The 24,548-nt window shown below is 61.6% G+C and carries 16 protein-coding genes; 5 read left to right on the forward strand and 11 right to left on the reverse strand.

Translation table 11 applies throughout. From position 1 onward, the window contains the following. Positions 1–55: 55 nt before the first annotated feature. A complete protein-coding gene (locus DXD24_RS00215; RefSeq protein ID WP_089573299.1) occupies positions 56–2,416 on the reverse strand; it encodes a bifunctional (p)ppGpp synthetase/guanosine-3',5'-bis(diphosphate) 3'-pyrophosphohydrolase in 2,361 nt (786 codons plus the stop codon). A 15-nt stretch (positions 2,417–2,431) separates the two neighbouring features. Further along, a complete protein-coding gene (gene recJ / locus DXD24_RS00220; RefSeq protein ID WP_117563488.1) occupies positions 2,432–5,719 on the reverse strand; it encodes a single-stranded-DNA-specific exonuclease RecJ in 3,288 nt (1,095 codons plus the stop codon). Positions 5,720–5,995: 276 nt separating this feature from the next. Here recJ and DXD24_RS00225 point away from each other — a divergent pair, with 276 nt between their 5' ends. After that, positions 5,996–6,994 (forward strand): bile acid:sodium symporter family protein, encoded by a 999-nt coding sequence (locus DXD24_RS00225; protein WP_089573301.1) that lies wholly within the window; start codon positions 5,996–5,998, stop codon positions 6,992–6,994. A 30-nt stretch (positions 6,995–7,024) separates the two neighbouring features. Here the strand turns inward: DXD24_RS00225 and DXD24_RS00230 are convergent, their stop codons facing one another. From DXD24_RS00230 to DXD24_RS00265, 8 genes are all read right to left on the reverse strand, one after another. Further along, entirely contained in the window at positions 7,025–7,822 is a 798-nt protein-coding gene (locus tag DXD24_RS00230) for a DUF4931 domain-containing protein (protein WP_089573302.1), read from the reverse strand. A gap of 3 nt (positions 7,823–7,825) precedes the next feature. Further along, entirely contained in the window at positions 7,826–8,503 is a 678-nt protein-coding gene (locus tag DXD24_RS00235) for a copper homeostasis protein CutC (RefSeq protein WP_117645701.1), read from the reverse strand. Positions 8,504–8,829: 326 nt separating this feature from the next. Next, positions 8,830–9,531, reverse strand: coding sequence for an ABC transporter ATP-binding protein (locus tag DXD24_RS00240; protein WP_117563737.1), 702 nt, complete (start codon positions 9,529–9,531; stop codon positions 8,830–8,832). 12 nt (positions 9,532–9,543) lie between these two features. Further along, the gene (locus DXD24_RS00245; RefSeq protein ID WP_089573307.1) at positions 9,544–10,404 is read right to left on the reverse strand and encodes an ABC transporter ATP-binding protein; all 861 of its coding nucleotides are present in this window, start codon (positions 10,402–10,404) and stop codon (positions 9,544–9,546) included. Beyond that, the gene (locus DXD24_RS00250; protein ID WP_089573308.1) at positions 10,394–11,473 is read right to left on the reverse strand and encodes a branched-chain amino acid ABC transporter permease; all 1,080 of its coding nucleotides are present in this window, start codon (positions 11,471–11,473) and stop codon (positions 10,394–10,396) included. Before DXD24_RS00250 ends, DXD24_RS00245 begins: the two co-directional genes overlap by 11 nt. A gap of 9 nt (positions 11,474–11,482) precedes the next feature. Next, positions 11,483–12,364: a branched-chain amino acid ABC transporter permease gene (locus DXD24_RS00255; protein ID WP_089573309.1), complete on the reverse strand. Its 882-nt coding sequence runs from the start codon at positions 12,362–12,364 to the stop codon at positions 11,483–11,485. A gap of 139 nt (positions 12,365–12,503) precedes the next feature. Continuing rightward, positions 12,504–13,691, reverse strand: coding sequence for an ABC transporter substrate-binding protein (locus DXD24_RS00260; protein WP_117645703.1), 1,188 nt, complete (start codon positions 13,689–13,691; stop codon positions 12,504–12,506). 271 nt (positions 13,692–13,962) lie between these two features. Further along, positions 13,963–15,129 carry an ABC transporter substrate-binding protein gene (locus DXD24_RS00265; protein WP_117645705.1) on the reverse strand — a complete coding sequence of 389 codons (1,167 nt, stop codon included), beginning with the start codon at positions 15,127–15,129 and terminating at the stop codon, positions 13,963–13,965. A gap of 251 nt (positions 15,130–15,380) precedes the next feature. On the opposite strand from DXD24_RS00265, the gene DXD24_RS00270 reads away from it, so the two are divergent. Both DXD24_RS00270 and DXD24_RS00275 read left to right on the forward strand, forming a co-directional pair. Continuing rightward, the gene (locus DXD24_RS00270) at positions 15,381–16,724 is read left to right on the forward strand and encodes a homoserine dehydrogenase (RefSeq protein WP_117645709.1); all 1,344 of its coding nucleotides are present in this window, start codon (positions 15,381–15,383) and stop codon (positions 16,722–16,724) included. Between the two features lie 214 nt (positions 16,725–16,938). Continuing rightward, the gene (locus tag DXD24_RS00275) at positions 16,939–17,688 is read left to right on the forward strand and encodes an SDR family NAD(P)-dependent oxidoreductase (protein WP_117645711.1); all 750 of its coding nucleotides are present in this window, start codon (positions 16,939–16,941) and stop codon (positions 17,686–17,688) included. 284 nt (positions 17,689–17,972) lie between these two features. Here DXD24_RS00275 and DXD24_RS00280 read toward each other — a convergent pair whose 3' ends face one another. Further along, a complete protein-coding gene (locus tag DXD24_RS00280; protein WP_117645713.1) occupies positions 17,973–19,535 on the reverse strand; it encodes a cation:proton antiporter in 1,563 nt (520 codons plus the stop codon). 184 nt (positions 19,536–19,719) lie between these two features. On the opposite strand from DXD24_RS00280, the gene DXD24_RS00285 reads away from it, so the two are divergent. Beyond that, positions 19,720–23,466 carry a phosphoribosylformylglycinamidine synthase gene (locus DXD24_RS00285; RefSeq protein WP_117645714.1) on the forward strand — a complete coding sequence of 1,249 codons (3,747 nt, stop codon included), beginning with the start codon at positions 19,720–19,722 and terminating at the stop codon, positions 23,464–23,466. Positions 23,467–23,565: 99 nt separating this feature from the next. Then, positions 23,566–24,501, forward strand: coding sequence for a DMT family transporter (locus tag DXD24_RS00290; protein ID WP_117645716.1), 936 nt, complete (start codon positions 23,566–23,568; stop codon positions 24,499–24,501). The last annotated feature ends 47 nt before the right edge of the window (positions 24,502–24,548 follow it).

The following is a 24,548-nucleotide window of genomic DNA, read 5'->3' on the forward strand; positions in this document are numbered from 1 at the left end:
ATCAAACGATGCCTCGAGTGTAGCGAATATCGATAATGTGACACGTTCGTCGCGACTAAACGCGGCGCTTAAGCTGGGCTCCACCCTCACCGGGCATCAGGCGGCGCGCGTCGTAGACCGAGTCAACGCTGCTGATGGAGGCCAGCAGCGGATCCAGACCACTCGCGTCCGAGATCTCGACCATAAAGCGCAGGGTTGCAATACCCTCGCGGTTGGTCGACGTGGCGGCAGAAAGGATATTGCCGCCCGCATCGCCAATGGCAATGGTGACATCCTTGAGCAGGCCCATGCGGTCCAGGCACTCGACCACGATCTCGACCTGGAAGAGGGTGTCGGCAGCGCCGTCCCACTCCACTTCGATCATGCGCTCGGGATGCTCCATAAGACCCTTGACGTTGGGACAGTTGGCGCGATGCACCGAAACGCCACGACCGCGCGTGATGAAGCCGACGATGTCGTCGCCCGTCACGGGGTTGCAGCAATGAGCCAGACGGACCAGTAGGCCGCTGTTGCTCTCGCCCTTGACGATAATGCCGTTACTGGCGCTCTTGCCGCGCTTTTGCGGCTTGCGGTTGGAGCCGCGAGCAGGCTGCTTCACGACCTCGGCGATAGCCTCGGCCTTGGTGAGCTGTTCCTCGGGCTTGGGGTCCAAGATTTGCTCGACCTTATTGCCCACAGCGCGCGGGGCAACCTTGCCGGCGCCGACGGCGGCAAACAGGTCCTCGAGCTGCTTGAAGTTAAACTGCTCCGCCACGGCGTTGAGCGCACGCGTCGAACGCGGCGTAGAAATGCCATAGCCACGCTTACGCAGGTCCTTAGCCAGCATATCGCGACCAGCAGCAGCGTCGTCGTCCTTGGTCGCAGCGGCAAAATAGCGGCGGATCTTTGACTTGGCGGAAGGTGTCTTAACGATCTTGAGCCAATCACGCGACGGCTTGGAACTCTTGTTAGTCAGAATCTCGACACGGTCACCCGTCTTAATCTCGTGCGTGAGCGGAGCCACCGCACCGTTGATTTTGGCGCCGACGCAATGGTTTCCCACCTCGGTGTGAACGGCGTAGGCAAAGTCGAGCGGCGTGGAGCCGGCACGAAGCGCCATGACCTCGCCCTTGGGCGTAAAGACAAAGATCTCCTGATCGAAGAGGTCGACCTTCAGCGAATGCAGGTATTCCTTGGCATCGGTGATCTCGTCGGAAGCCGCCCAATCGAGCGAATGCTTGAGCCAGTTGATCTGGTCGTCCAAACGTTGAGCGTCATTGGTCTTGGAAGCAGACGATCCGCCCGACTTCTTATATAGCCAGTGGGCGGCAATGCCGTACTCGGCCTGCTCATGCATCTCATAGGTTCGAATCTGAATCTCGAGCGGGCGAGCCGTGGGGCCGATGACCGTCGTGTGGAGCGACTGGTAGTTATTGACCTTGGGCATGGCGATATAGTCTTTAAAGCGGCCGGGCATGGGGTGCCACAGCGTGTGCACCGCGCCGAGCGTGGAGTAGCAATCGCGCACCGAATGCGTGATGACGCGCAGTGCCACCAGGTCGTAGATCTCGGAGAATTCCTTGCCCTTGCGCTTCATCTTTTGGTAGATGGACCAATAGTGCTTGGAACGGCCGTTGATCTGGAAGTCTTCCAGGCCAATGCGGTTGAGCTCGTCGGTGAGCGTCTTGATGGTCTCGGCCAGATAGCGCTCACGGACCTCGCGCGACTCCGCCACCATGCGTGCGATGCGCTGGTAGGCATCGGGCTCCAGGTAGAAGAAGGACAGGTCCTCGAGCTCCCATTTAATGGAGCTCATGCCCAGACGGTCGGCCAGGGGCGCATACACGTCCATGGTCTCGCGAGCCTTAAACAGGCGACGGTCCTCACGCAGGGCTGCAAGGGTGCGCATGTTGTGCAGACGGTCGGCAAGCTTAACGATGATGACGCGGATGTCCTTGGACATGGCGAGGAACATCTTTCGCAGCGTGAGCGCCTGTTTCTCGTCCATACTGTCGACTTCGATGTTGGTGAGCTTGGTCACGCCATCGACGAGCTCGGCCACCGTATCGCCAAACAGGCCGGAAACATCGGCAAGCGAGGTCTCGGTATCCTCGACGGTATCGTGCAGCAGCGCGGCGCACACTACATCGCAGTCCATCTTGAGATCGGCCAAAATGATGGCCACCTCGACGGGATGGTTGATGTACATCTCACCCGAGCGGCGCTTTTGGTTGCAGTGCTTCTCGGCAGCAAAGCAATAGGCCTGCTCCACCTTAGAAAAGTCGTCCTCATTCATATATTTGAGGCACAGGCGCTCCAGTTTGTCGTAGCTGTCCGCCATAATCTCGGGCGGCAGCTCATCGGCATGCTTATAGTGCTCCATCTCCGAGAACGGCTGGAGGGTGGAATCATGGGCGGTACGGGCTGCGGCATCCATCGAGGTCCCCTTCCCCTAGGCCCGCGGTACGATCGGGCGGTTAACTTTGGCTAGCATATCAGAAGCGCACGAATCGAGCGCCCAACTCCGGAAAGCCGAGAACTCCATGCGCGAGCGCAAGCCCTCCAAATAGCGAATTGACCTGCTCAATTGCACACGGCCGGGGTTTTCGGCCATCGCGATGCGACGGGTGTCGTCAAACCCCGAAATGCGACAGAAACCAAGCTCTTCGAAGATTCCCAGGCCACTTTCCACCGAGCGCTCGTCGACCGGCGTGCGAGCATCGATGGCAAGGCACATCTGCGCGATGTCGATATCGCTTGCGCAGAATGAATCATCCCCGGTCTTACCGCGGTTGGAGCGCCACATGGTCTGCAACGCACGATAGAGTGTGACGAGTTCGTCGCGCTCGGGTGCGTAGCAGTCGAGCAGGCGCTCGTTGATGCGGGCGTCGCGCGACGAATAGAGCAGGTGGATCACGGCGGGCTGTCCGTCACGACCGGCACGCCCGCTCATCTGGTTGAACTCAATGGCGCCAAACGGCATGTGGTACAGCACGACATGGCGGATATCGGGCAGATTGACACCCTCGCCAAAGGCAGAGGTCGAGACGATGCAGCTGAGGCTTCCGTCTCGGAATGCTTCCTCCACGCGGCGGCGATCGGAGCGCGCAAGCCCCGCGTTATAGAACGCGATATGGGTTGCGCAATCGGGCACACGCTTGCGCAACGTCTTGGCGAGCGCCACGGACTGGTCGCGCGAATTGACGTAAATGACGGTCTTCTCCCCCGTCGCCACGATCGACACCAAACGGTTCTCGCGGCTCGCAAGGTCGCGGTCGTCCTCGAGCTGCAGGTTCTCGCGCACCGTCTCGTCGACCACCGTGCGAGTAATCGGCAGCATGCGGGCAAGCTCGGCCACGACCGGAGCCGTCGCGGTGGCCGTCGCAGCCATAACAACCGGGTCGCCCAGGGCTTTGAGGATATCGGGCATGTCGAGATAGGCGCTGCGGTCGCCGCCCTTGGCAAGGCCGGCGTGGTGCGCCTCATCGATAACGACAAAGCCGATGCGGCCCGAACGCGCGAAGCGGTCACGGTGGATAGATAGGAACTCGGGCGTCGTGAGCACGATACCGGTGCGGCCCGAAGCTAGGCCGGCGAACACATCATCGCGTGCGGCCTCCACGGTCTCGCCGGTCAGCACGCCAACGCCAATGCCAAGCGCTGCCATCGTCGACGAGAGGTGATAGGCCTGGTCGGCAACAAGCGCGCGCAGCGGATAGACAAAGATGCTCGCACGTCCGCGAAGGACAGCCTCGCGCGCAGCATGTACATGGAAGATGAGAGACTTGCCGCGGCCCGTTCCCATAACGGCCAAGACGCTCTGGTGGTCGGCCAAGGCATCGAGCGCCTCAACCTGCGCGCGGTGCGGCTGGTTCGATCCGATAAAGCTATGGATAAGCGAGCGCGTGAGCTCGGTATAGGAAAGCTGGGCGAGCGTCTCGCGTTTACGCGACTCCAGGCGCAGGCCAGAATCCGCCGGCTGCACGCCGCGGCGAAGCTCGCACGCCGGATCATCGACGCTGGGCAGCGTGGTATCGCGAACCAGAACATCCTTGATCATGAGCTTTGGCTTTACGCGACCTTGCCAATGCTCGGCCACGGCCTCGAACACCAAGTCGACGGCGCTATCGCAATTGATGAGCTTATCGATCTGCGGCACGCGGAACATAATGGCCGGCACACTCGCGGCGCCATCGGTCGCCACAAAGCGCATGTGCTCGCCGGTTTTGCCCACCACGGCGCGGTCGCACATCGTCACGCCCTCGGCAGCCAGCAGCGGCACCTTGTTGCCCTGGCCAAACGGCTCAAGACGGGAGATCTGCTCGATGGTCTCGATATTCAGCTCGGAAAGGTCGACGGTGGCGGCGACCTCGTCGGTGTCTTCAAAGTCCTCGGCGGGAAGCTCCGATAGCACGGCGGAAAGGCGGCGGCGGAACTCATCGAGCTTGGATGCCTCGATGGTCACACCCACCGCACCGGCATGTCCGCCGCGACGAATCAGCAGGTCGGAACAGCGCTCGACGGCGTCAAACAGGTTAACTTTGCCCACCGAGCGACCAGAGCCGCGCGCGATACCGTCCTCGATCGAGAACAGTAGCGCCGGCACGTGATAGCGGTTGGTCAGACGGCTTGCCACGATGCCCTTGACGCCCTCGTGCCAGCCCTCGCCACCCACGACGATTGCGCGCCCGCCGTCATAAGTCTCCTCGACCTTCGCCATGGCATCGCGCGTAAGCTCGGCCTCGATCTCGCGGCGTTGGCGATTGATTTCCTCGAGCTCGGCGGCAAGAGTGCTCGCTTCGATGGGGTCGCGGGCAAGCAGCAGGTCGAGCGCCAGCTTGGGATCAGCCATGCGGCCGGCAGCATTCAGACGAGGGATGAGCGAAAACGACAGGCCGTCGGCCGTAATGGTAGAAAGGTCGGCCTTGGCAAGTGCGGCAAGCGCGATATAGCCGGGGCGGGCCGTCACGCGCATCTGCTGGATGCCCTCGGCGACCAGTGCGCGATTCTCGGGCGTGAGCGGCATCATGTCGGACACGGTGCCCAGCGCTGCGACCTCTATCAGCGAACGCCAATACGACGGCTTGCCCAAACGCTCGCCCAGGACCTGCACCAGCTTGAGCGCCACGCCGGCACCGGCAAGCTCGCGCGAGGGACCCTCGTCCTCGAGCTTGGGGTCGGTCAGGGGCACGCCCTGCGGCACCTGGTCGGAGGGCTCGTGATGGTCCGTGACCACCAAATCGATCCCCAGGCTCTCCAGATAGGAAACCTCTTCCTTGGCGGCAATACCGTTATCGACGGTCACAATCAGGTTGGGTTGGGCGAGCTCGTTGACGCGGTCGAGCGCCGCACGCGACAGGCCGTAGCCCTCGTCAAAGCGATGCGGAATAAACGGCGTGACATCGGCGCCAAACGTGCGCAATGCCTCGGTCAACAGGCAGGTCGACGTAATACCGTCAACATCAAAATCGCCAAAGACCGCAATGTGCTCGTGGCTGCGAATAGCGCGCTCAACGCGGTCGGCGACGACCGCCATGCCCGGAATAACGAGCGGGTCGGCCCAGTCGCGATCGAGCGAAGGCGTCAAAAACAGCTGGCCTTCTTCGATGGATGTAATGCCGTGCGCAACCATAATGCGCGCCACCAGCCCGGGTATGCCCAGGCCAGCCGAAAACTCCTTTTCGAGCTCGGGGTTTTGCCGAGCGACTGCCCAGCGATGCGTCGTCTTAAGCGATGACATAGGCGCCCACCCCCGATAGGGGCAGGTCGCCGCGATACCTCTCACGGTTCATAGCGATGAGTCCTCTGTGTATGCCCGCTTCGGCAGGCAGATCTGTTGAACGGATTTATTATACCGTGCAGAGCAGACGCAAATCGCCGCAGCACGCCGCGGTTTCGGTAAACGATGCCGGTAATAGCCTCGAAATATTCGAGCGTTTCTGACGCACGGACGCATGCGAGCGTCTAGCATATCCATTCAAAACGGGTTCACGGGCAAAGGGAGTCACAAGCGCATATGAAGCAATGGGTTGGACTGGGCAAGTTTCTCGCGGGGCACATGCAGGTCATCGTTCCGATTTGCGTGGCACTCGGCGTGCTCTTTCCCCAACAGATTGGCGTACTCAAGCCCATCGTTCCCACCTTGTTTGCCTTTATGACGTTTCAGGGTGCGCTCAGCAACACCTTTCACCAGGTAACCGAGGTGTTCCGCCGTCCGTTGCACCTAGTCTTGGCGCTGCTCGTCTCGGCGGTGCTTATTCCCATCGCGGCGTATGCCATGGGGTCACTCTTCTTTGGCTCCAACCCCAACCTTGTCTGCGGCATTGTGCTCGAATACAGCGTGCCCGTGGCCGTCACCGCTTTTATGTGGATCAGCATGTTCGGCGGCAACGGCCCGCTCGCGCTCACCATCATCCTGACGTCCTCGGTCATCTCACCTGTGACGATTCCGCTTACGCTCAAGCTCCTGCTGGGCGCCACCGTCTCGATCGACGTGCCGAGCATGATGCAGAACATGGCCTTTATGATCGCCATCCCCGCTGTGCTCGGTATTGCCATCAATGAACTCACGCGCGGCTGGGGCCACGAGAAACTCTCTCCCGTGCTCTCGCCCGCCTGCAAGTTCATGATGATGGGCGTCATCGCGTCCAACTCCACCGCTATGAGCGAGTACGTGCTGCACATAAACGCGGTGCGCCTGGAAGTCGCCCTCTTTATTTTGGTCTTCGCCATCAGCGGCTTTGTCGTCGGTTTTCTGGTCGCACGTGCGCTGCATCTGCCATATAGCGAGACGACTACCATGTGCTTTACCTGCGGCATGCGCAACATCTCTTCGGGTGCCGTCATCGCCACGCAGTACTTTCCGGGCGAGGTCGTGTTCCCCGTCATGTGCGGCACGCTGTTTCAGCAGGTGCTGGCCTCGATTATCGGGCATCTCTTTGAGTGCCTAACCTGCGAGGAGCGCACCAAACAGCGCAAGCGGGTCGAAGCCGGCCGCGACGCCATGGCGCGCTAGGCTGTCCGCATTACGCGGGTGTTAGTCTTGCTATACGAGCGTTTCCAGATGCGCACGCAGACGCTCAGCATCGATATCGAGCGTCGTCTCGGCATTGACTTGGGCCAAACGATAGCCGACAAAGTAGGGCGAAACCACCCAACGCGGCAGCGCCTTGGCAATGGTCCGACCGCCCAGGTGATAGAAGAACAAGTTGTACGACTCTGCGCGACCACCGTGGTGCTCGTTTAGGATATAGCGCAGAGCTACCTGGATCGCATCGGCAAAGAGATCCGCCTCGGCTTGGTCTCGTGCGTCATCGCTGGCGGCGATTCCCTGCGGGGCTGAAACGTTGATCTCAAAGAACCCCATGATCGGTTCGGTTGAGATATTGACCGAGATTCTCCCCTGTTGCCAGACATTGATGCCTTCGAAATTGGCGGAAGTCAGCGAAGTGTAGCCGTCTTCCTGCTCCAAACCCACAATCTGCATGTGCGGATGAACGAGACTACCGCCCGAGAGCGGACCCTTGTTCTTGTACATGAGAACGCTGCGATACTGCTGTGAATCGATCATCTGCTGCCAGCAACCCAGGGCAAACCGCATCACATGGTGGAGTTCATCCGGCTCATAGATCACCAGGTCGGCATCGTGATCGGCCGACTCGATCAGCACGGTTTGACGGGTGGCGCGCAGGGTCTTGAACTTATTCTCGAGCCAGATGCAGTCACCATCGCGCCGGATGATATCGGCAAGTTCCTCGGTATCGCAAAAGGGACACGCGGTGCCAGGGCGCCGGTTGTCGTCGGGCTTACCGTTCGCCTGCTGAACGTCAAATACCAGCGCCACGGGTTACGCCTCCAGCGGCACGATCTTGGTGCCATGGAGCTCGGAGACGCTCAATGCCGCCGCCACGGTATCGCGGTTGGCCGTAGAAATGCCGCCGCCGGGAAGGATGGTCAGGCGGTCGCCCGCATACTCGACAAGACGCGACAGGTGCTCCAGGTTGTCCTCGATCGGCGTTCCGGCAGCACCACCATGCGTCAGGATGCGCGTGATGCCGCAGTCGGCGAGTGTGTCAATGGCGTCCAGCTGAGCCTCGGGCGAGAGCTGGTCAAAGGCCATGTGGAAGGTGATATCGATGGCCCCGCGCTTGCACTCCTCGGTCGCGCAGTCCGTAGCCATCACGAGGGCGCCGAGGGTGAGCTCGTCGAGCGCCCAGCCGCCGGCACAGGGCTTGCAGCAGCCAAAGACCAGGCCGTCAACGCCGGCGCTCACGGCAAGACCCAAGTCCATCTCCATCATGCGCAGCTCGTCCTGGTTGTAGTGAAAGTCACCGCCACGCGGGCGAATCATGCACATCACTCGCGCGTCATGCTCGTGAGCATAGCTGACCGTAGTGCTGATAACGCCGGCCGAGGGCGTGGTACCACCGACGGCAAGGTTGTCGCACAACTCGATGCGCTTAGCACCGGCATCGATAGCCGCCGGCACACGCTCAAAGTTCTCGGCACAAAACTCGTACAGCATAGCTAGACCCCCAAAGACAGCAGATGTTTTCCGACGGGCATTGTCACACACCCCCATGAAGTTGCGGTGGAATAAGGACTCTTTTGACCTCTGAGGCTCCCATTTAGTCCCTATTCCACCGCAACTTAAAGGGAATAGTCGTTGGCATCTGCCACAACGTCGATGTTTTGGCAACGACAGCGAAAACCCGCCAGAGCGAGCAAGGTGCCTTGAAACAAGGCGGCATTGACCTTCTGGTCATGCCGCCGAAGTTGAAAGGCAGATTGCCGCTCTGGCGGGCTTGCAGCGTCGAGCCGTTACGCGGTTTGGTAAAACCGCGTAACTAGTTAACCGCCCAGGTAGGCTTTGCGGACGTTATCGTCGTGCAGGAGCTCTTGGCCGGTGCCAGTCATGGTGATCTTGCCGGTCTCGAGCACGTAGCCGCGTGTGGCGATCGAGAGCGCCATCTGCGCATTCTGCTCGACCAGAAGCACCGTGGTGCCGGCCTTGTGCAGGTCCTCGACAATCTGGAAAATCTGCTCAATCAGAATCGGCGCCAGGCCCATGGAAGGCTCGTCGAGCATGAGCAGCTTGGGGTTGCTCATAAGGGCGCGCCCCATAACGAGCATCTGCTGTTCGCCGCCCGAAAGGGTGCCGGCGACCTGGCGACGGCGCTCCTTAAGGCGCGGGAACTGCTCGTAGACGCGCTCAAGGCCCGGAGCCACCGTGGACTTGGGCTGCGTGTAGGCGCCCATCTCCAGGTTCTCCTCGACCGTCATCTGCAAAAAGGCGCGACGGCCCTCGGGAACCTGGGCCAGGCCCTTGCCCACCAGTTTATCGGCAGGCGTATGGGTAATGTCCTCGCCCATAAACTTGATGGAGCCGGTCTTGGAACGCAGCAGGCCCGAGATGGTTTTAAGCGTCGTGGACTTACCGGCGCCGTTCGCGCCGATCAGGGCCACGATCTCGCCCTCGTTGACGTTAAAGGAGATGTCCTTGATGGCGTGGATAGCGCCGTACCAGACGTTGATGTTGTAGACGGAAAGCATCGGCTCTGCCATTTAGTTCTCCCCCTTATCCTGCTTGCCCAGATATGCCTCAATTACGGCATCGTTGTTCTGGATCTCCTCGGCCGTGCCCTTGGCGATGACCTTACCAAAGTTGAGCACGCAGATGCCCTCGCAGATGTTCATGACGAGCGACATATCATGCTCGATAAGCATAATGGCGATGCCAAAGGTGTCGCGGATCTTGACGATGTTCTCCATGAGCTCCGCGGTCTCGGACGGGTTCATGCCGGCGGCAGGCTCGTCGAGCAGCAGCAGTTTGGGGTTGGTGGCAAGCGCGCGGACGATCTCCAGACGACGCTGGGCGCCGTAAGGCAGCGAGCCGGCCTGCTCGTTTGCCAGGTGCTCCATATCAAAGATGGACAGCAGCTCCATGGCGCGCTCGTGGGCGGCCTTCTCGTGCTTCCAGTACGTCGGCAGACGCAGCACGCCCTCAAAACCAGAGTAGCGCTCCTGGTTGTGCAGGCCGACCTTAACGTTGTCCTCCACCGTCATGGTGTTGAACAGGCGAATGTTCTGGAAGGTACGGGCGATACCCATACGGTTGACCTGATAGACCGACTTGCCCGAGGTGTCCTCGCCGTCGAGCAGGATAGTACCGTGCGTGGGCTGGTACACCTTGGTGAGCAGGTTGAAGACCGTGGTCTTACCGGCACCGTTGGGACCGATCAGACCGGCGATCTCGGTCTTACCGATGGTCAGGCTAAAGTCGTCGACTGCCTTAAGGCCGCCAAATTCAATGCCCAAGTGGATGCACTCGAGCGCCGGGCGCTGGCCCAGGTCGCGGTCGGGAACGATGGCGCCAGAAGGATACGGGACCATCTTGCCCTTGTTGAACTCAAACTTACTGGGCATCGGCTGCTACCTCCTTCTTGGAAGCAAAGCGGTCCTTAATGCGTGCGAAGAACGCCTTGAGCTGCGGGTTGTTGGTAAAGATCATGACCAGGATCAGCACGATGGCGTAGATGAGCATGCGGTAGTCCGAGAACTGACGGAGCAGCTCGGGAAGCACCGTGAGCAACGCCGCCGCGATGACGGAGCCGCGCATATTGCCCAGACCGCCCAGGACCACGAATACCAGGATGAGGATGGACGTGTTGAAGTCGAACTTGGTGGCGGAAAGCTGCGAGAAGTTACCGCCGAAGAGGGCTCCGGCAGCGCCGGCGAGAGCGGCGGAAACCACGAAGGCGATCATGCGGTACTCGGTGACGGAGATGCCCACGGACTCGGCAGCGATCTTGTTGTCGCGCACGGCCATAATGGCACGGCCGGTACGGCTGCGAACCAGGTTGAGCACGATCACGAGTGCGACCATGACCAGGACGGCACCGGCGAGGAAGGTCGAGTACGTCGACACGCCCGATGCGCCCTGGGCGCCCTTGATGATGGCGGTGCCGTCCTCGAGCAGGTGCAGGTCGTCGATCGTGGAGTTACCTGTAATGTTAAAGATCACATGCAGGCCGCGGGAGTCGACGCCCACGATAAGGCAGGTGACGATCTCTTTGATGATCTCGCCAAAGGCCAGCGTCACGATAGCCAGGTAATCGCCGCTCAGGCGAAGGACCGGGATGCCGATCAAGAAGCCCAGGATGGCGGCAGCGATGGCGCCGACCACGATGCTGATGATAAGGCGCACCGGATCGGAGGGAACGGCGCTCTCCAGCGCGACGGCGGTGACGATTCCCGTATAGGCACCGACACTCATAAAGCCCGCGTGGCCCAGCGACAAGTCGCCCGCGATGCCGACGACGAGGTTAAGGGAGATGGCCATGACGATATAGGCCGTAATGGGAACCAGCTGACCGGCGATCATGCGCGGAATCATGTGGTTGGACTGCATAAAGAACACGATGGCGAACGCCACAAGGCACATGGCGTACGTAACAAAGTCGTGACGCGTCTGCTTGTCTTTAAGAAACTTCATAACGCTCACCTACACCTTCTCGGGGACGTACTTGCCCAAGAGGCCGGCAGGCTTGACGAGCAGGACGATGATCAGAACACCAAAGACGATGGAGTTGGCAAGGCTCGTGGAAATGTAGGCCTGCGCCATCGCCTCGATGATGCCGATGAGAATGCCACCGACAAAGGCGCCGGGGATGGAGCCGATACCGCCAAAGACGGCGGCGTCGAAGGCCTTGATGCCAGGCATGGCACCCGTCGTGGGCTGCAGCACCGGCGAGTAGGAGCACAGGAGCACGCCGGCGATGGCGGCAAGGGCAGAGCCGATGGCAAACGTCATCGAGATGGTGCGGTTGACGTTGATGCCCATGAGCTGAGCGGCGGCCTTGTCCTCGGACACGGCGCGCATGGCTTTGCCCATCTTGGTCTTACCTGTAAAGAACATCAGGCCGGCCATGATAACCAGGCAGGCGACGATGGTGACGAGCGACACGGCGCTCACGTTGAACTTGGCCAAGAACTCCGGCACCGGGAAGGTGACGAGCGAAGTGAAGTTCTTGGGCGTGGCGCCCCACAGAAGCTGCGCGGCATTCTGCAGGAAGTAGGACACGCCGATGGCCGTGATCAAAACGGCCAGCGGGCCTGCTTGGCGCAGCGGCTTATAGGCCAGACCCTCAATGAGAACACCGAGAACCGTGCAGACCACGCAAGAGAGAATTACAGATGCCCAGCCCGGGAGGCCGAGATACGACGTGGCGCAGAACGAGACATAGGCACCGACCATGATGACGTCGCCGTGAGCGAAGTTCAGCATCTTGGCGATACCGTAGACCATGGTGTAGCCCAACGCGATGATGGCGTAGACGCTGCCCATGGACAGGCCGTTGACCAGGTATTGGATAAAGACCGTCATGTTCCACATCCCCCTTTCGAATAGGTTTCCAGTTGATGTATGAAACAGGGACGTTACACTGTCCCTAGATACCAAGCAAGCAGGGAAGGCCAAAACCTCCCCTGCTTGGGATCAAAACCGCTCTATGTAAGGCGGTCTATTAGGCCTGTACGTACTTGCCATCGGTGATAACGTACGCCGTGGGGTCCTTCTGGACCTGACCCTTATCGTTCCAGGTGAGCTTGCCGGTCAGACCGTCAACGGTAATCTTGAGCATAGCCTTGGGCAGCTTCTCGGCGACCTCGGTCGGATCGGCGTCGACACCAAGACCGGCCTCCTTGAGGGCCTCAGCCACCGCGTGCACGCCATCGTAGGCGTCGGCGGCAAACTGGTCGGGGGTATCGCCGTACTTATCCTTGTAAGCGTTGACGAAGTCGGCATTCTTCTCGTCGTCGGCGGAGAACGGGGTCATAAGCAGCAGGCCCTCGGCAAGAGAAGTGTCGAAGCCCTCAACGCCCAGGATGCCGTCCATGCCGTCGCAGCCCATCATCTTGACGTCGTAGCCCATGTCCTTGGCGTTCTTGAGCAGGACGGACGCCGGCGTGTAGTAGATCGGCGCGAAGATCATGGTGGCGCCGGCCTGCTTGGCCTTGGTCAGCTGGTTGGTAAAGCTCGTGGCAGAGTCGTCCTTAAAGGTCTCCTCGTCAACAATCTCGAGCTTAGACTCAGCGGCCTGGGCCTTAAAGGAATCTGCGATACCCGAAGAATAGGCGTCGCCGGAGTTATAGAACAGTACGAACTTCTCGTCCGCATACTTCTGCGCCAGGAACTTGGCAGCGTTGACGCCCTGGTTGGGGTCGGTAAAGCAAACCTGGAAGACGCAATCCTTGCCGTCGGTGACGTCCTCGGAGGACGCGGACGGGGTGATCATGAACGTCTTGGGGTCGTTACCGCACTCGGCGGCAACGGCAACCGACGCACCCGTGGTGGTCGGGCCGACGAGGGCCTGCATGCCCCAGTCGAGCAGGGTGTTAAAGGCGTTGACGGCCTTCTCGCCGTCGGCCTGGTCATCCTCGGCCTTGCTGGCAAGCGGCAGCTCCTTGGTCGAGAAATCCTTGCAGCCAAGCTCGACACCCTGGGTAACGGACTTGCCGTAGGACGCGTTGGCGCCGGTCAGCGGTCCGATGGTGCCGATCTTAAACGAAGCGTCGCCCGAAGCGGAACCGCTGTCGCCGCCGTTGGAGGAGCAGCCAGCTAGAATGGACATCGCCCCCAGACCTGCTGCGCTCGCGATAACGCTCCTGCGATTCATAACAGGGTTCAATGACTTACCGGTGAGGCTCGACATGCGGCTCTCCTCTCAAATCTCGTCGGGTTTCGGTTACCCAACAGGCCATCCTTCGCCGTGTTCGGCGTTCGCAAAATAGTAGACGCTTTAGTTGAGAAAAGTGGCGATTATTTCAACTATTCTTTTGTTTTGTCCGTTTATCCATAATTATGCGTATTTCTATTTGTTTATGCAGTTTAGCCACTTTATTGTGTGAAAGTAATGTTTCCATTCTGTTACAAGCTTCCCTGCCCTGATTAAAACGGCCTCACCGGTAGCGCTTTATACGCACTTAGGCGGCGATGTACTTGCCGTCCTGGATCACATAGGCTGTAGCGGGCTTCTCGACTTGGCCCTCGTCGTTCCACGTGAGCTCGCCCGTCAGGCCCTCGATCTTGATCTTGCGCATGGCCTTGGCAAGATCGCCGGCAATGTCGGCGCCGTCGGCCGTAATATCGATGTCTGCCTTATCGATAGCCTCGACAATCGCATGGACGCAGTCATAGGCATCGGCGGCAAACTGGTTGGGCGTCTCGTCGTAGGCGTCCTTATATGCCTTGACAAAGTCGGCGTTCTTCTCATCGTCGGCAGAGAACGGGGTCATGAGCAGCACGCCCTCGGCAAGGGAGGTGTCGAAGCCCTCAACGGAGAGCAGGCCGTCCATGCCGTCGGTACCCATGAGGGTCATGTCGTATCCCATGTCCTTGGCGTTCTTGAGCAAAACGGACGCCGGCGTGTAGTAGATCGGCGCAAAGATGAGCGTGGCGCCGGCCTCCTTGGCCTTGGTGAGCTGGTTGGTAAAGCTCGTGGAGGAGTCGTCCTTAAAGGTCTCGGTATCGACGATATCAAGTTTGGACTCCTTGGCCTGCTCGGCAAAGGCATCGGCAACACCCGAGCTGTACGTATCGCCGGAGTTGTAGAACAGGGCGATCTTGGCGTCTGCATACTTCTCGGCCAAAAACTTGGCAGCACTCGCGCCCATGGTGGGGTCGGTAAAGCAAACCTGGAAAATCGTGGTCTTGTCCTTGGTGACGTCGAGGGACGAAGCAGAGGGCGTGACCATGAGCATATCGTCGGCGATCTCGCCCGAGACAGCGACGGCGGCACCAGTCGTGACGGGGCCGACGAGAGCCTGCATGCCCCAGTCGCACAGGGTATTGAAGGCGTTGATAGCCTTCTCGCCGTCGGCGACGTCATCCTCGGACTTAAGCGAGAGTTTGAAGTCCTTGGTCGAGAAATCCTTGGCGGCAAGCTTGGCACCCTTCTCGGCCGAAACGCCATAGGTTGCCGCGGCGCCGGTCAGAGGGCCGATGACACCGATCTTGAAGGTCTTGCCGTCATCGGCGGTGCCGCCGTCCGAGCCACCCGACGAGCAACCAGCGAGTGCGGCGGTGCTGCCGAGCGCCGCAGCGCCGGCGAGAAAGTTCCTACGGCTGAGCGTGCTGTTGATGTTGAACATGGTGTCCCCCTTTTTCGCTGGCCGCGGTGCGGCCGTCTTGCGGTACAGGGCAAACCTTATGGCGCAAACGTTGACAGTTTGTTACGGAAGTCCGTTTGTAGCGAGCGTGTTTCCAATGTTTCCGCAGCGTTTCGGGGGTGCCGTTTTGTGCGGCTCCTGTTGCCTGGCGAGCACGCGCCCCCGGTTCACGCTAGAATGCACTCAACCTTTAAGCGGTTTATCCATCCATAAGATGCACGAAGGAGTTATCTATGAGCGAACCCCTGCGCACCGTGAACGTCGGTCTGATCGGTCTGGGAACCGTCGGCGGCGGCGTGGCCCGTCTGATCAAGAGCCACCACGATGAGTACCTGGCAGCCTACGGCATCGACCTTAAGCTGACCCGCGCCTGCGCGCTTGCTTGGGAGCAGGCCGAGGCGGCAGGCATTGAGCGCGAGGCCTTTACGAGCGACTGGCACGATGTCGTCACCGACCCCGCCGTCGACATCGTCGTCGAGCTGATTGGTGGCGAGCATCCCGCAACCGAGATCTTCACCACTGCCTTCGAGAACGGCAAGCATGTCGTCTCCGCCAACAAGGCCCTGCTGGGCCGCCATGTCGAGACGCTTGCCGAGAAGGCGCGTGCGTGCGGCGTGCAGATTAAGTGCGAGGCCAGCTGCGGTGGCGGCATCCCCATTGTCAGCACACTCGAGCACGACCTGGTGGGTAACAAGATCCTGACCATCGCCGGCATCCTCAACGGCACCACCAACTACATCCTGTCGCGCATGGACGCCGAGGGCGCCGATTACGCTGACGTGCTCGCCGACGCACAGGCTAAGGGCTATGCCGAGGCCGACCCGTCCGCCGACGTCGACGGCTTCGATGCCGCCAGCAAGACGGCCATCCTCGCCTCCATCGGCTTTGGCACCCGCGTTACCACCGATGATGTGTACCAGCAGGGTATCCGCACCATCGGCGCCGAGGACATCGCCCAGGCCCGCGAGCTCGGCTACACCATCAAACTGCTCGGCATCGCCCGCAACACCGACGCTGGCGTCGACGTTCGCGTGCATCCCACGCTGATCCCCGCAGACCATATGCTCGCCAAGGTCAACGGCGCCATGAACGCCGTCTACGTGGTAGGCGACGCCGTGGGCGAGACCATGTTCTACGGCGCGGGCGCAGGCTCCTTCCCCACCGCGAGCGCCGTCGTGGGCGATATCCTGTCGCTCTCCGAGCAGATCAGCCGCGGCGTGGCTCCGCTGCCCGAGATTGAGCCCTATGGCCACAACCTCACCTTTAAGCCCATGGACGAGCTCCAGACCAAGTACTATGTGCGCCTGAAAGTCGCCGACCGCGTGGGCGCCCTGTCCGAGACGGTCGACATCTTTGCCAAGCACAACATCTCGATCTCGCTCATCAACCAGGTCGAGGACGGCAAATCGGGCGTCAGCGATGCCTGCTCGGTCATCTTCCTGACGCACCGCGCGCTCGAGAAGGACGTCCAGGCTGCCGCCGCCGAGCTTGCCAGCGTCGGCTGCGTGGCCGAGGTCGCCAACGTCCTGCGCATCGAGGACGTTGAGGCTTGGACCGAAGGCGTCATGGCGAACTAGCCCAACGCTCGCCTAGCAATACGCGCCTTGAGGGCTCCCGTCCGATGTGGGACGGGAGCCCTTTTGTCACCTGCCCTAAGCACAACGGCAAAGCATATTTGCGCGAGCCGCTCATCGGTAACGCGGGCTACCGTTCACCGATATGCAAACGCGGCCGATTCCGACTACCGCTACGCTGTGCTGCGAATGTCCGCCCGCGATGAGAGGAAGCACCATGTTGCTCGAGGGCAAGAAAGCAATCATCACCGGAGGCACACGCGGTATCGGCTATGCCATCGCCTGCCGTTTTATCGAGGAAGGCGCTGCCGTCACCGTCTTTGGCTCGCGCCAGGAGACTGCCGACACGGCCGTTGAGAAGCTGACAGCCGCCTATCCCGACGCCAAGGTCTGGGGTCGCTCCTGCGATCTCACCTCGCTCGAGGCCGTGACTGAGGCCTTTACGCAGACTGCAGCCGACATGGGCGGCTTGGACACGGTCGTCAACAATGCCGGTATCTCCCAGCGTTCACCCCTCTTGGACTACACGGCCGAGGAGTTCGCCAAAGTTATGGACCTCAACGTCGTCGCCGTCTTTAATGGCCACCAGGCTGCCGCCAAGATCATGACCGAGGCCGGCCACGGCGGCACCATCACTACCACAAGCTCGATGGTCGCCAAGTACGGCCAGCCCTCCGGCGTCGGTTACCCCACGTCCAAGTTTGCCGTCAACGGTATGGTCCAGTCGCTCTCGCGCGAGCTCGCTCCCATGGGCATCCGCGTCAACGCCGTCGCCCCCGGCGTGACTAAGACCGACATGGTCGCCAACCTGCCCGAAGAGGTCATCAAGCCCATCATCGCCACCATTCCGCTGGGTCGCATGGGCGAGCCCGAGGATGTCGCCAACGCCTTTGTTTTCCTGGCGAGCGACATGTCCTCCTATGTCACGGGCGCCGTGCTCCCCGTCGACGGAGCCGCCCGCTCCTAAGGAGCCACAAGCTTTGGCTTCAAGCTTCAACATAGCTCAACCAAAAAGGCGCGCCGTCTGAATCAACTGCAGACAGCGCGCCTTCTCCTGTTATGAAAGGGAAACTATGTCCCAGTATTTCGGATCAGAACGGGGCACGGTTTCCCCCAGGACCTCCTTGCGGAAACTGCATCCCACTCTGAGCGCCCATTCCGGGACACAGCTTCCCAACGGCCCCCGTTTCGGAAACCACATCCCGTTCCGAGCCTTCAAAGCGGGACGCGGCTTCCCCGAGAAAGTATCGACTACTTACCGTCGTCGTCTTCGGCTTCTTCGCGCGCATAGAGCTCCAGCATGCGGCGGCGGTATTCGCGCACAGCGAGCTTGGCGCGCTCCAGGCGGCGGCGCTCACGCGGAGTCAGCTCGGACGGGTCGACCTCGTCTCCATAGGTCTTATCGGCAAGCAGGTGCGCCGCGTCCACGATGCGGGCATCGATGTGGCCGCTCGCTGCCTCGGCGGAAAGACGCTCGGCAATCGTATCGAGCGTAGGCAGGCCCTCGAATACGCGACCATGGCCATGCGAGGTCAGCAGCTCGTGCTCGCGCGCGAGCAAGCTCGCTAGGTCGTGGTGGGCGCGCAAGATGTCGAGCGCATCGGATGGATGCTCGGCAACCTCTGCCACGGCGGCGACCGGTGCGGCGTCGACCACGCGGTAGAAGAGCTGCGCGAGCAATGGCATCAAGAACACCGTGATGGCGCCGGCGGCAACCATAACCGACGCGATGTCTTGCGACAGCGCACCCGCGTTGACGGCAACGCTCGTCACGGCAACGATGATCGGCAGCGCCGTGGTGCAGTAGAGCGCCACGGTGATGCGGCCATACGCCGAGACATCGCGCGTCGCAGGACAAATGCTCATAGAGATAAGAATGGGCACGGCACGAATAATCAACAACGCCACGATAAAGCCCGCGAGCAAGCCCGGGCGCGACGCCACGGCCGTCAGGTCGATCTTTGCGCCCGATACGGTAAAGAACACCGGAATCAAAAAGCCGTAGGCCAGGCCGTCGAGCTTGGTCTCGAGCGTATGGTTGCCCTCGGGGATGATATAGCGCAGGACAAAGCCGGCGGCAAAAGAACCCAACACGATGTCGAGATCAAAGACGGCCGAGAACGCCACGAGCGTGACCAGGATGAGCACCGTCAGGCGCACGAAGGTCTGCGACGTGGTATCGGCACGTTCCTCGACAAACGCAAAGAAGCGGCTGCCGACGCGCTTGGAGCGGCTAGGGACCACGGCCAGCAACACGCAAACCGCCGCAAACAAGCCAAGGATTACAAGCGTTTGAATGCCAGTGCGGGCAGACAGCAGCACCGACATAGCAAGCACGGGCCCAAGTTCGCCCCAGGTGCCATACGCGAGAATCGAGTCGCCCACGCGTGTGCCGGTGAGCGAACGCTCACGCATGATGGGCACGAGCGTGCCGAGCGCCGTCGAAGTGAGGGCAAGCGTCACGGCGATACCGTCGAAATGGCTGACCGAGAACCACGGGGTAAAGCGCACGGCGAGCCAGGCGATACCAAACGTGACGACCCACGTCGCCAAACCGTAGCGCCCCTCGACACCCGTGATGCTCTTGGGGTCGATCTCAAAGCCGGCAAGCAGGAACAAAAAGGCCAGACCGAGCTCGGACACCAGCGAGACCTCGGCATCTACATGGATGACGCCGAGCATATGGGGCCCCAGTACCGCGCCGAGCACGAGCAAAAAGACCGTCTCGGGAACGGGTTTTCCAGGAATCGCCGAGGCGATAAAAGGACTCGCAAAGGCCACGAGTGCGATAATGGCGAGCGAAACGAATGCCATGTGATGCCTTTCTCTTGTTTGCGCTTCACTGTAGCACCCTCGCCGTCCTCAACGCGCCGCGAGCTGTCGTATCATAGTGAGGTTTACAAACATGTGGCTCAAGGCGACCGCAGGGCAGACCCCGCAAACCGACCGCTGCCGCATACCGTACCGTACGCCCAACCGATCAGGAAGGCAGGAACCAATGGTCTCTCGTATCTACGTGGAGAAGAAACCCGGGTTCGACGTCGAGGCTCAGCAGCTCAAGGGCGAGCTGACCGAAATTCTCGGCATCAAGGGCATCGAGGCCCTGAGGATCATCAACCGCTACGACGTCGAGGGCATCGACGAGGAGCTTTTCCGCTCCTGCGTGCCGACCGTCTTTAGCGAGCCCCAGGTCGATGTGACCTACGACGAGCTCCCCGCAAGCGATGGCGCCGTCTTTGCCGTCGAATTCCTGCCTGGCCAGTTTGACCAGCGCGCCGACTCCGCCAGCGAGTGCGTGCAGCTCATCAGCCAGGGCGAGCGCCCTGCCGTGCGCTCCGCCAAGGTCTATATGATCTCGGGCACTCTGGACGAAGCCGCCGTCGAGGCCATCAAGCACTACGTGGTGAACCCCGTCGAGGCGCGCATCGCCTCGCTCGACCTGCCCAAGACACTGTACATGGAGACCCCCGAGCCTGCGCCCGTCGAGGTGCTCGACGGCTTCCGCGAGCTCGACGAGGCCGGCCTTGCCGCCTTTATCTCCGAGCGCGGTCTTGCCATGGACGAGGCGGACATCGCCTTCTGCCAGCAGTACTTCCGCGATGAGGATCGCGACCCCACCATCACCGAGATTCGCGTGATCGACACCTACTGGTCCGATCACTGCCGCCACACCACCTTCGGCACCGTCCTGGACGACGTGACGATCGACGACGCCGTGGTGCAGCAGGCCTTCGACCGCTACATGGAAATGCGCCACGAGCTCGGTCGCGACGCCAAGCCCGTCTGCCTCATGGACATGGGCACCATCGGCGCCAAGTACCTTAAGAAGACCGGCGTCATGACCGATGTCGACGAGTCCGAGGAGATCAACGCCTGCACCGTCAAGGTGAAGGTCGATGTCGACGGCGAGGACCAGGACTGGCTGTTCCTCTTTAAGAACGAGACCCACAACCACCCGACCGAGATCGAGCCCTTCGGCGGTGCCGCCACCTGCGTGGGCGGTGCCATCCGCGACCCGCTCTCGGGCCGCAGCTACGTGTACCAGGCCATGCGTGTTACCGGCGCCGGCGACCCCACCGTCCCGGTTTCCGAGACGCTCGAGGGCAAGCTGCCGCAGCGCAAACTCGTGACCACTGCTGCCGCCGGCTACTCCAGCTACGGCAACCAGATCGGCCTTGCCACCGGTCAGGTCAACGAACTCTATCACCCCGGCTACGTGGCCAAGCGCATGGAGGTCGGCGCCGTCGTGGGCGCTACCCCGGCAAACCACGTGCGTCGCGAGTGCCCCGCCCCCACCGACAAAATCATCCTGCTGGGCGGCCGCACCGGCCGTGACGGCATCGGCGGTGCCACCGGCTCATCCAAGACCCAGAACACCGAGTCCATCGAGACCTCGGGCGCCGAGGTCCAGAAGGGCAACGCCCCGGTCGAGCGCAAGCTGCAGCGCCTGTTCCGCCGCGGCGATGCCTGCCGTCTGATCAAGCGCTGCAACGACTTTGGCGCCGGCGGTGTCTCGGTCGCCGTAGGCGAGCTTGCCGACGGCCTGTATGTCGACCTTGATACCGTGACCAAGAAGTACGACGGTCTTGACGGCACCGAGCTCGCCATCTCTGAATCCCAGGAGCGCATGGCCTGCGCCGTCGCCGACGGTGACGTCGAGGAGTTCATGGGCTACGCCGCCGAGGAGAACCTGGAGGCGACCGTTATCGCCGAGGTTACCGCCGAGCCGCGCATGCGCATGGCCTGGAACGGCGTCGCCATCGTCGATCTGTCCCGCGAGTTCCTCAACTCCAACGGTGCGCCCAAGCACCAGGTCGCCCACGTCTGCGCCCGCAGTGTGTGGCAGCCCAGCTGGGCCGGTACCACGCTCGCCGAGCGCATGACCTCGCTTGTCACCGACCTCAACGTCGCTTCTAACAAGGGCCTTTCCGAGCGCTTCGACTCCACCATCGGCGCCGCGACCGTGCTCATGCCCTTTGGCGGCAAGACGCAGCTCACCCCAAGCTCGGCCATGGTCGCCAAGTTCCCCGTGGACGGCGAGACCACCACGGCGAGCGCCATGGCATGGGGCTTCAACCCCTATCTGATGGAGGCCGACCAGTTTGCGGGCGCCTACCTGTCCGTGGTCGAGTCCATCGCCAAGCTCGTTGCCGCCGGCTTTGAGCACAAGCGCACCTACCTCTCCTTCCAGGAGTACTTCGAGCGCCTGCGCACCGAGGCCGAGCGCTGGGGCAAGCCCATGGCTGCCGTCCTGGGTGCCCTTATGGCCCAGGTCGACCTGGGTGCCGGCGCCATCGGCGGCAAGGACTCCATGAGCGGTTCGTTTGAGGACGAGGCCGGCGAGCTCAACGTTCCGCCGACCCTGATCAGCTTCGCCGTCGCCGTGGGCAAGGCCGCCCGCGCCGTCTCGCCCGAGTTCAAGGGCCTCACGCACCGCGTCGTCCGCATCGCCCCCGCCACCTATGGCGAGGACTACCGCCCCGATGCTCAGCAGCTGCTCGCCGCGTTTGACGCCGTCGAGGCGCTCACTGCTACCGGCAACGCCCTGGCCATCTCCACGCCCGGCTACGGCTGCGGCGCCGAGAGCCTCTTTAAGATGTGCGTCGGTAACCAGATCGGTATCGAGCTTGCCGAGGATGTAGACGTGGAGAGCCTCTTCACCCCGCTCTACGGCAGCTTTATTGTCGAGCTCGCCGAGGATGCCGAGCTGCCCGAGGTCGCCGACGGCGTTGTCGTCGAGCCCCTGGGCACCACCGTCGAGGGCTATGTCATCGACACCGGTTCCGAAGTCATCGAGCTCTCCGAGCTCCAGGAGGCCTGGGAGAGCGGCATCGAGGGCGTCTTCACCTACCGCAGCGCCGGCGAGACCCCCGAGGTCGAGACCATCGACTTCCGCGCCAAGGATATCCACGTGTACGGCGGCGCCAAGATCGCCCGCCCGCGCGTGATCATCCCCGTGTTCCCCGGCAACAACTGCGAGTACGACAGCGCCCGCGCCTTCCGTGCCGCCGGTGCCGAGGCCGACACCTTCGTGATCAACAACCTCACGCCCGAGGCCGTCGCCGAGAGCACCCACGAGCTTGCCCGCCGCATCCGTGCAAGCCAAATCGTTATGATCCCCGGCGGCTTCTCGGGCGGCGACGAGCCCGATGGCTCCGCCAAGTTCATCACGGCGTTCTTCCGCGCTCCCGAGGTCACCGAGGCAGTCCGCGACCTGCTCAAGGCCCGCGATGGCCTGATGCTGGGCATCTGCAACGGCTTCCAGGCCCTGATCAAGCTCGGCCTGGTGCCCTACGGCGACATCGTCGACGCCACGCCCGATGCGCCCACGTTGACGTTCAACACCATCGGTCGCCACCAGAGCCGTCTGGTGCGCACCCGCATCTCGTCCAACTTGTCCCCGTGGCTGTCGCAGTGCAGCCTGGACGACCCCTACACCGTCGCCATCAGCCACGGCGAGGGCCGCTTTGTCGCCAATGACGAAGTGCTCGCCCAGCTGATCGCCAACGGCCAGGTCGCCACGCAGTACGTGGGCGAGAACGGCAAGCCCAGCATGGATCTCTCCGTCAACCCCAACGGCTCCGCACTCGCCATCGAGGGCATCACGAGCCCCGACGGCCGCGTCCTGGGCAAGATGGGCCATGCCGAGCGTCGCGGCGACAACCTGTACCGCAACGTGCCCGAGCATGTCCCCGGCGATAAGTTCATGCCGATCTTTGAGAGCGGCGTGGCCTACTTCGCTTAAACCTTTCCCATCGGGTACAATCCCCTCGGGTAACAACACCCGCCACCGGCACACCCGGTGGCGGGTTCTTTTTTGCTTCGCGCATACAGGAAGGACACCATGGAAAGCCGCAAGCCGTATCTCGCCACCCTGCCCGGACTCATCCTGGGCTGCCTTGTTTGTTGCGCGCTCTGGGGGTCGGCCTTTCCCTGCATCAAGATCGGCTACGCACTCTTTGGTATCCCGGCGCACGATAGCGCCTCGCAGCTGCTCTTTGCGGGCTTGCGCTTCACGCTTGCCGGCGCCCTGGTTATCGTTGGGATGAGTGCGGCCCAACGCCGCCCCCTCATTCCGCAGGCTCGCGACATCAAGCCCATCCTCACGTTGTCGCTCTTCCAGACTATCGGGCAGTACTTCTTTTTCTACCTGGGACTCTCGCGCGCCAGCGCCATGTCGAGCTCCATCATCGAGGCCAGCGCCAACTTCCTCGCAATCCTCTTTGCCGCCCTGGCATTTCACACCGAGAAGCTCAATACGGCCAAGGTGCTTGGCTGTGCGCTGGGCTTTGCCGGCGTCGCGCTCGTCAACATCTCGGGCGCAGATGGCACCTTTGGCTTCAGGCTCGATGGCGAGGGCTTTATCCTAGCCTCCACTGTCGCGGGTGCTCTTTCGACCTGCCTGATCGGCATCTTCTCGCGCAAGCACGACGGCGTCTTGCTTGCCGGGTGGCAGTTCTTGGTCGGCGGCCTGGTCCTCACCGCCATCGGCTTTTTGATGGGTGGCGCGCTCTCCCCCACGGCGATTGTCCCCGCCATCGTGCTCATCATCTACATGGCGCTTATCTCCGCGGTCGCCTACTCGCTGTGGTCGCGCCTGCTTGCCGTCAACCCCGTCAGCCGCGTCTCGGTCTTTGGGTTTATGAACCCGGTCTTTGGCGTACTGCTGAGCGCACTGCTGCTTGGCGAGGGCGCCGGCACGAGCCCCGTTACTGTCATCGTTGCCCTGCTCTTGGTCTGCAGCGGCATCATCATCGTCAACAAACCCAAAAAAGCCTAGAGAGCTCACCTTTTTAGGGAGAGCCTTCACACACTTTAGCTTAATGG

The organism is Collinsella sp. TF12-2AT (genome assembly GCF_003436735.1).
Classification (GTDB): Bacteria; Actinomycetota; Coriobacteriia; order Coriobacteriales; family Coriobacteriaceae; genus Collinsella.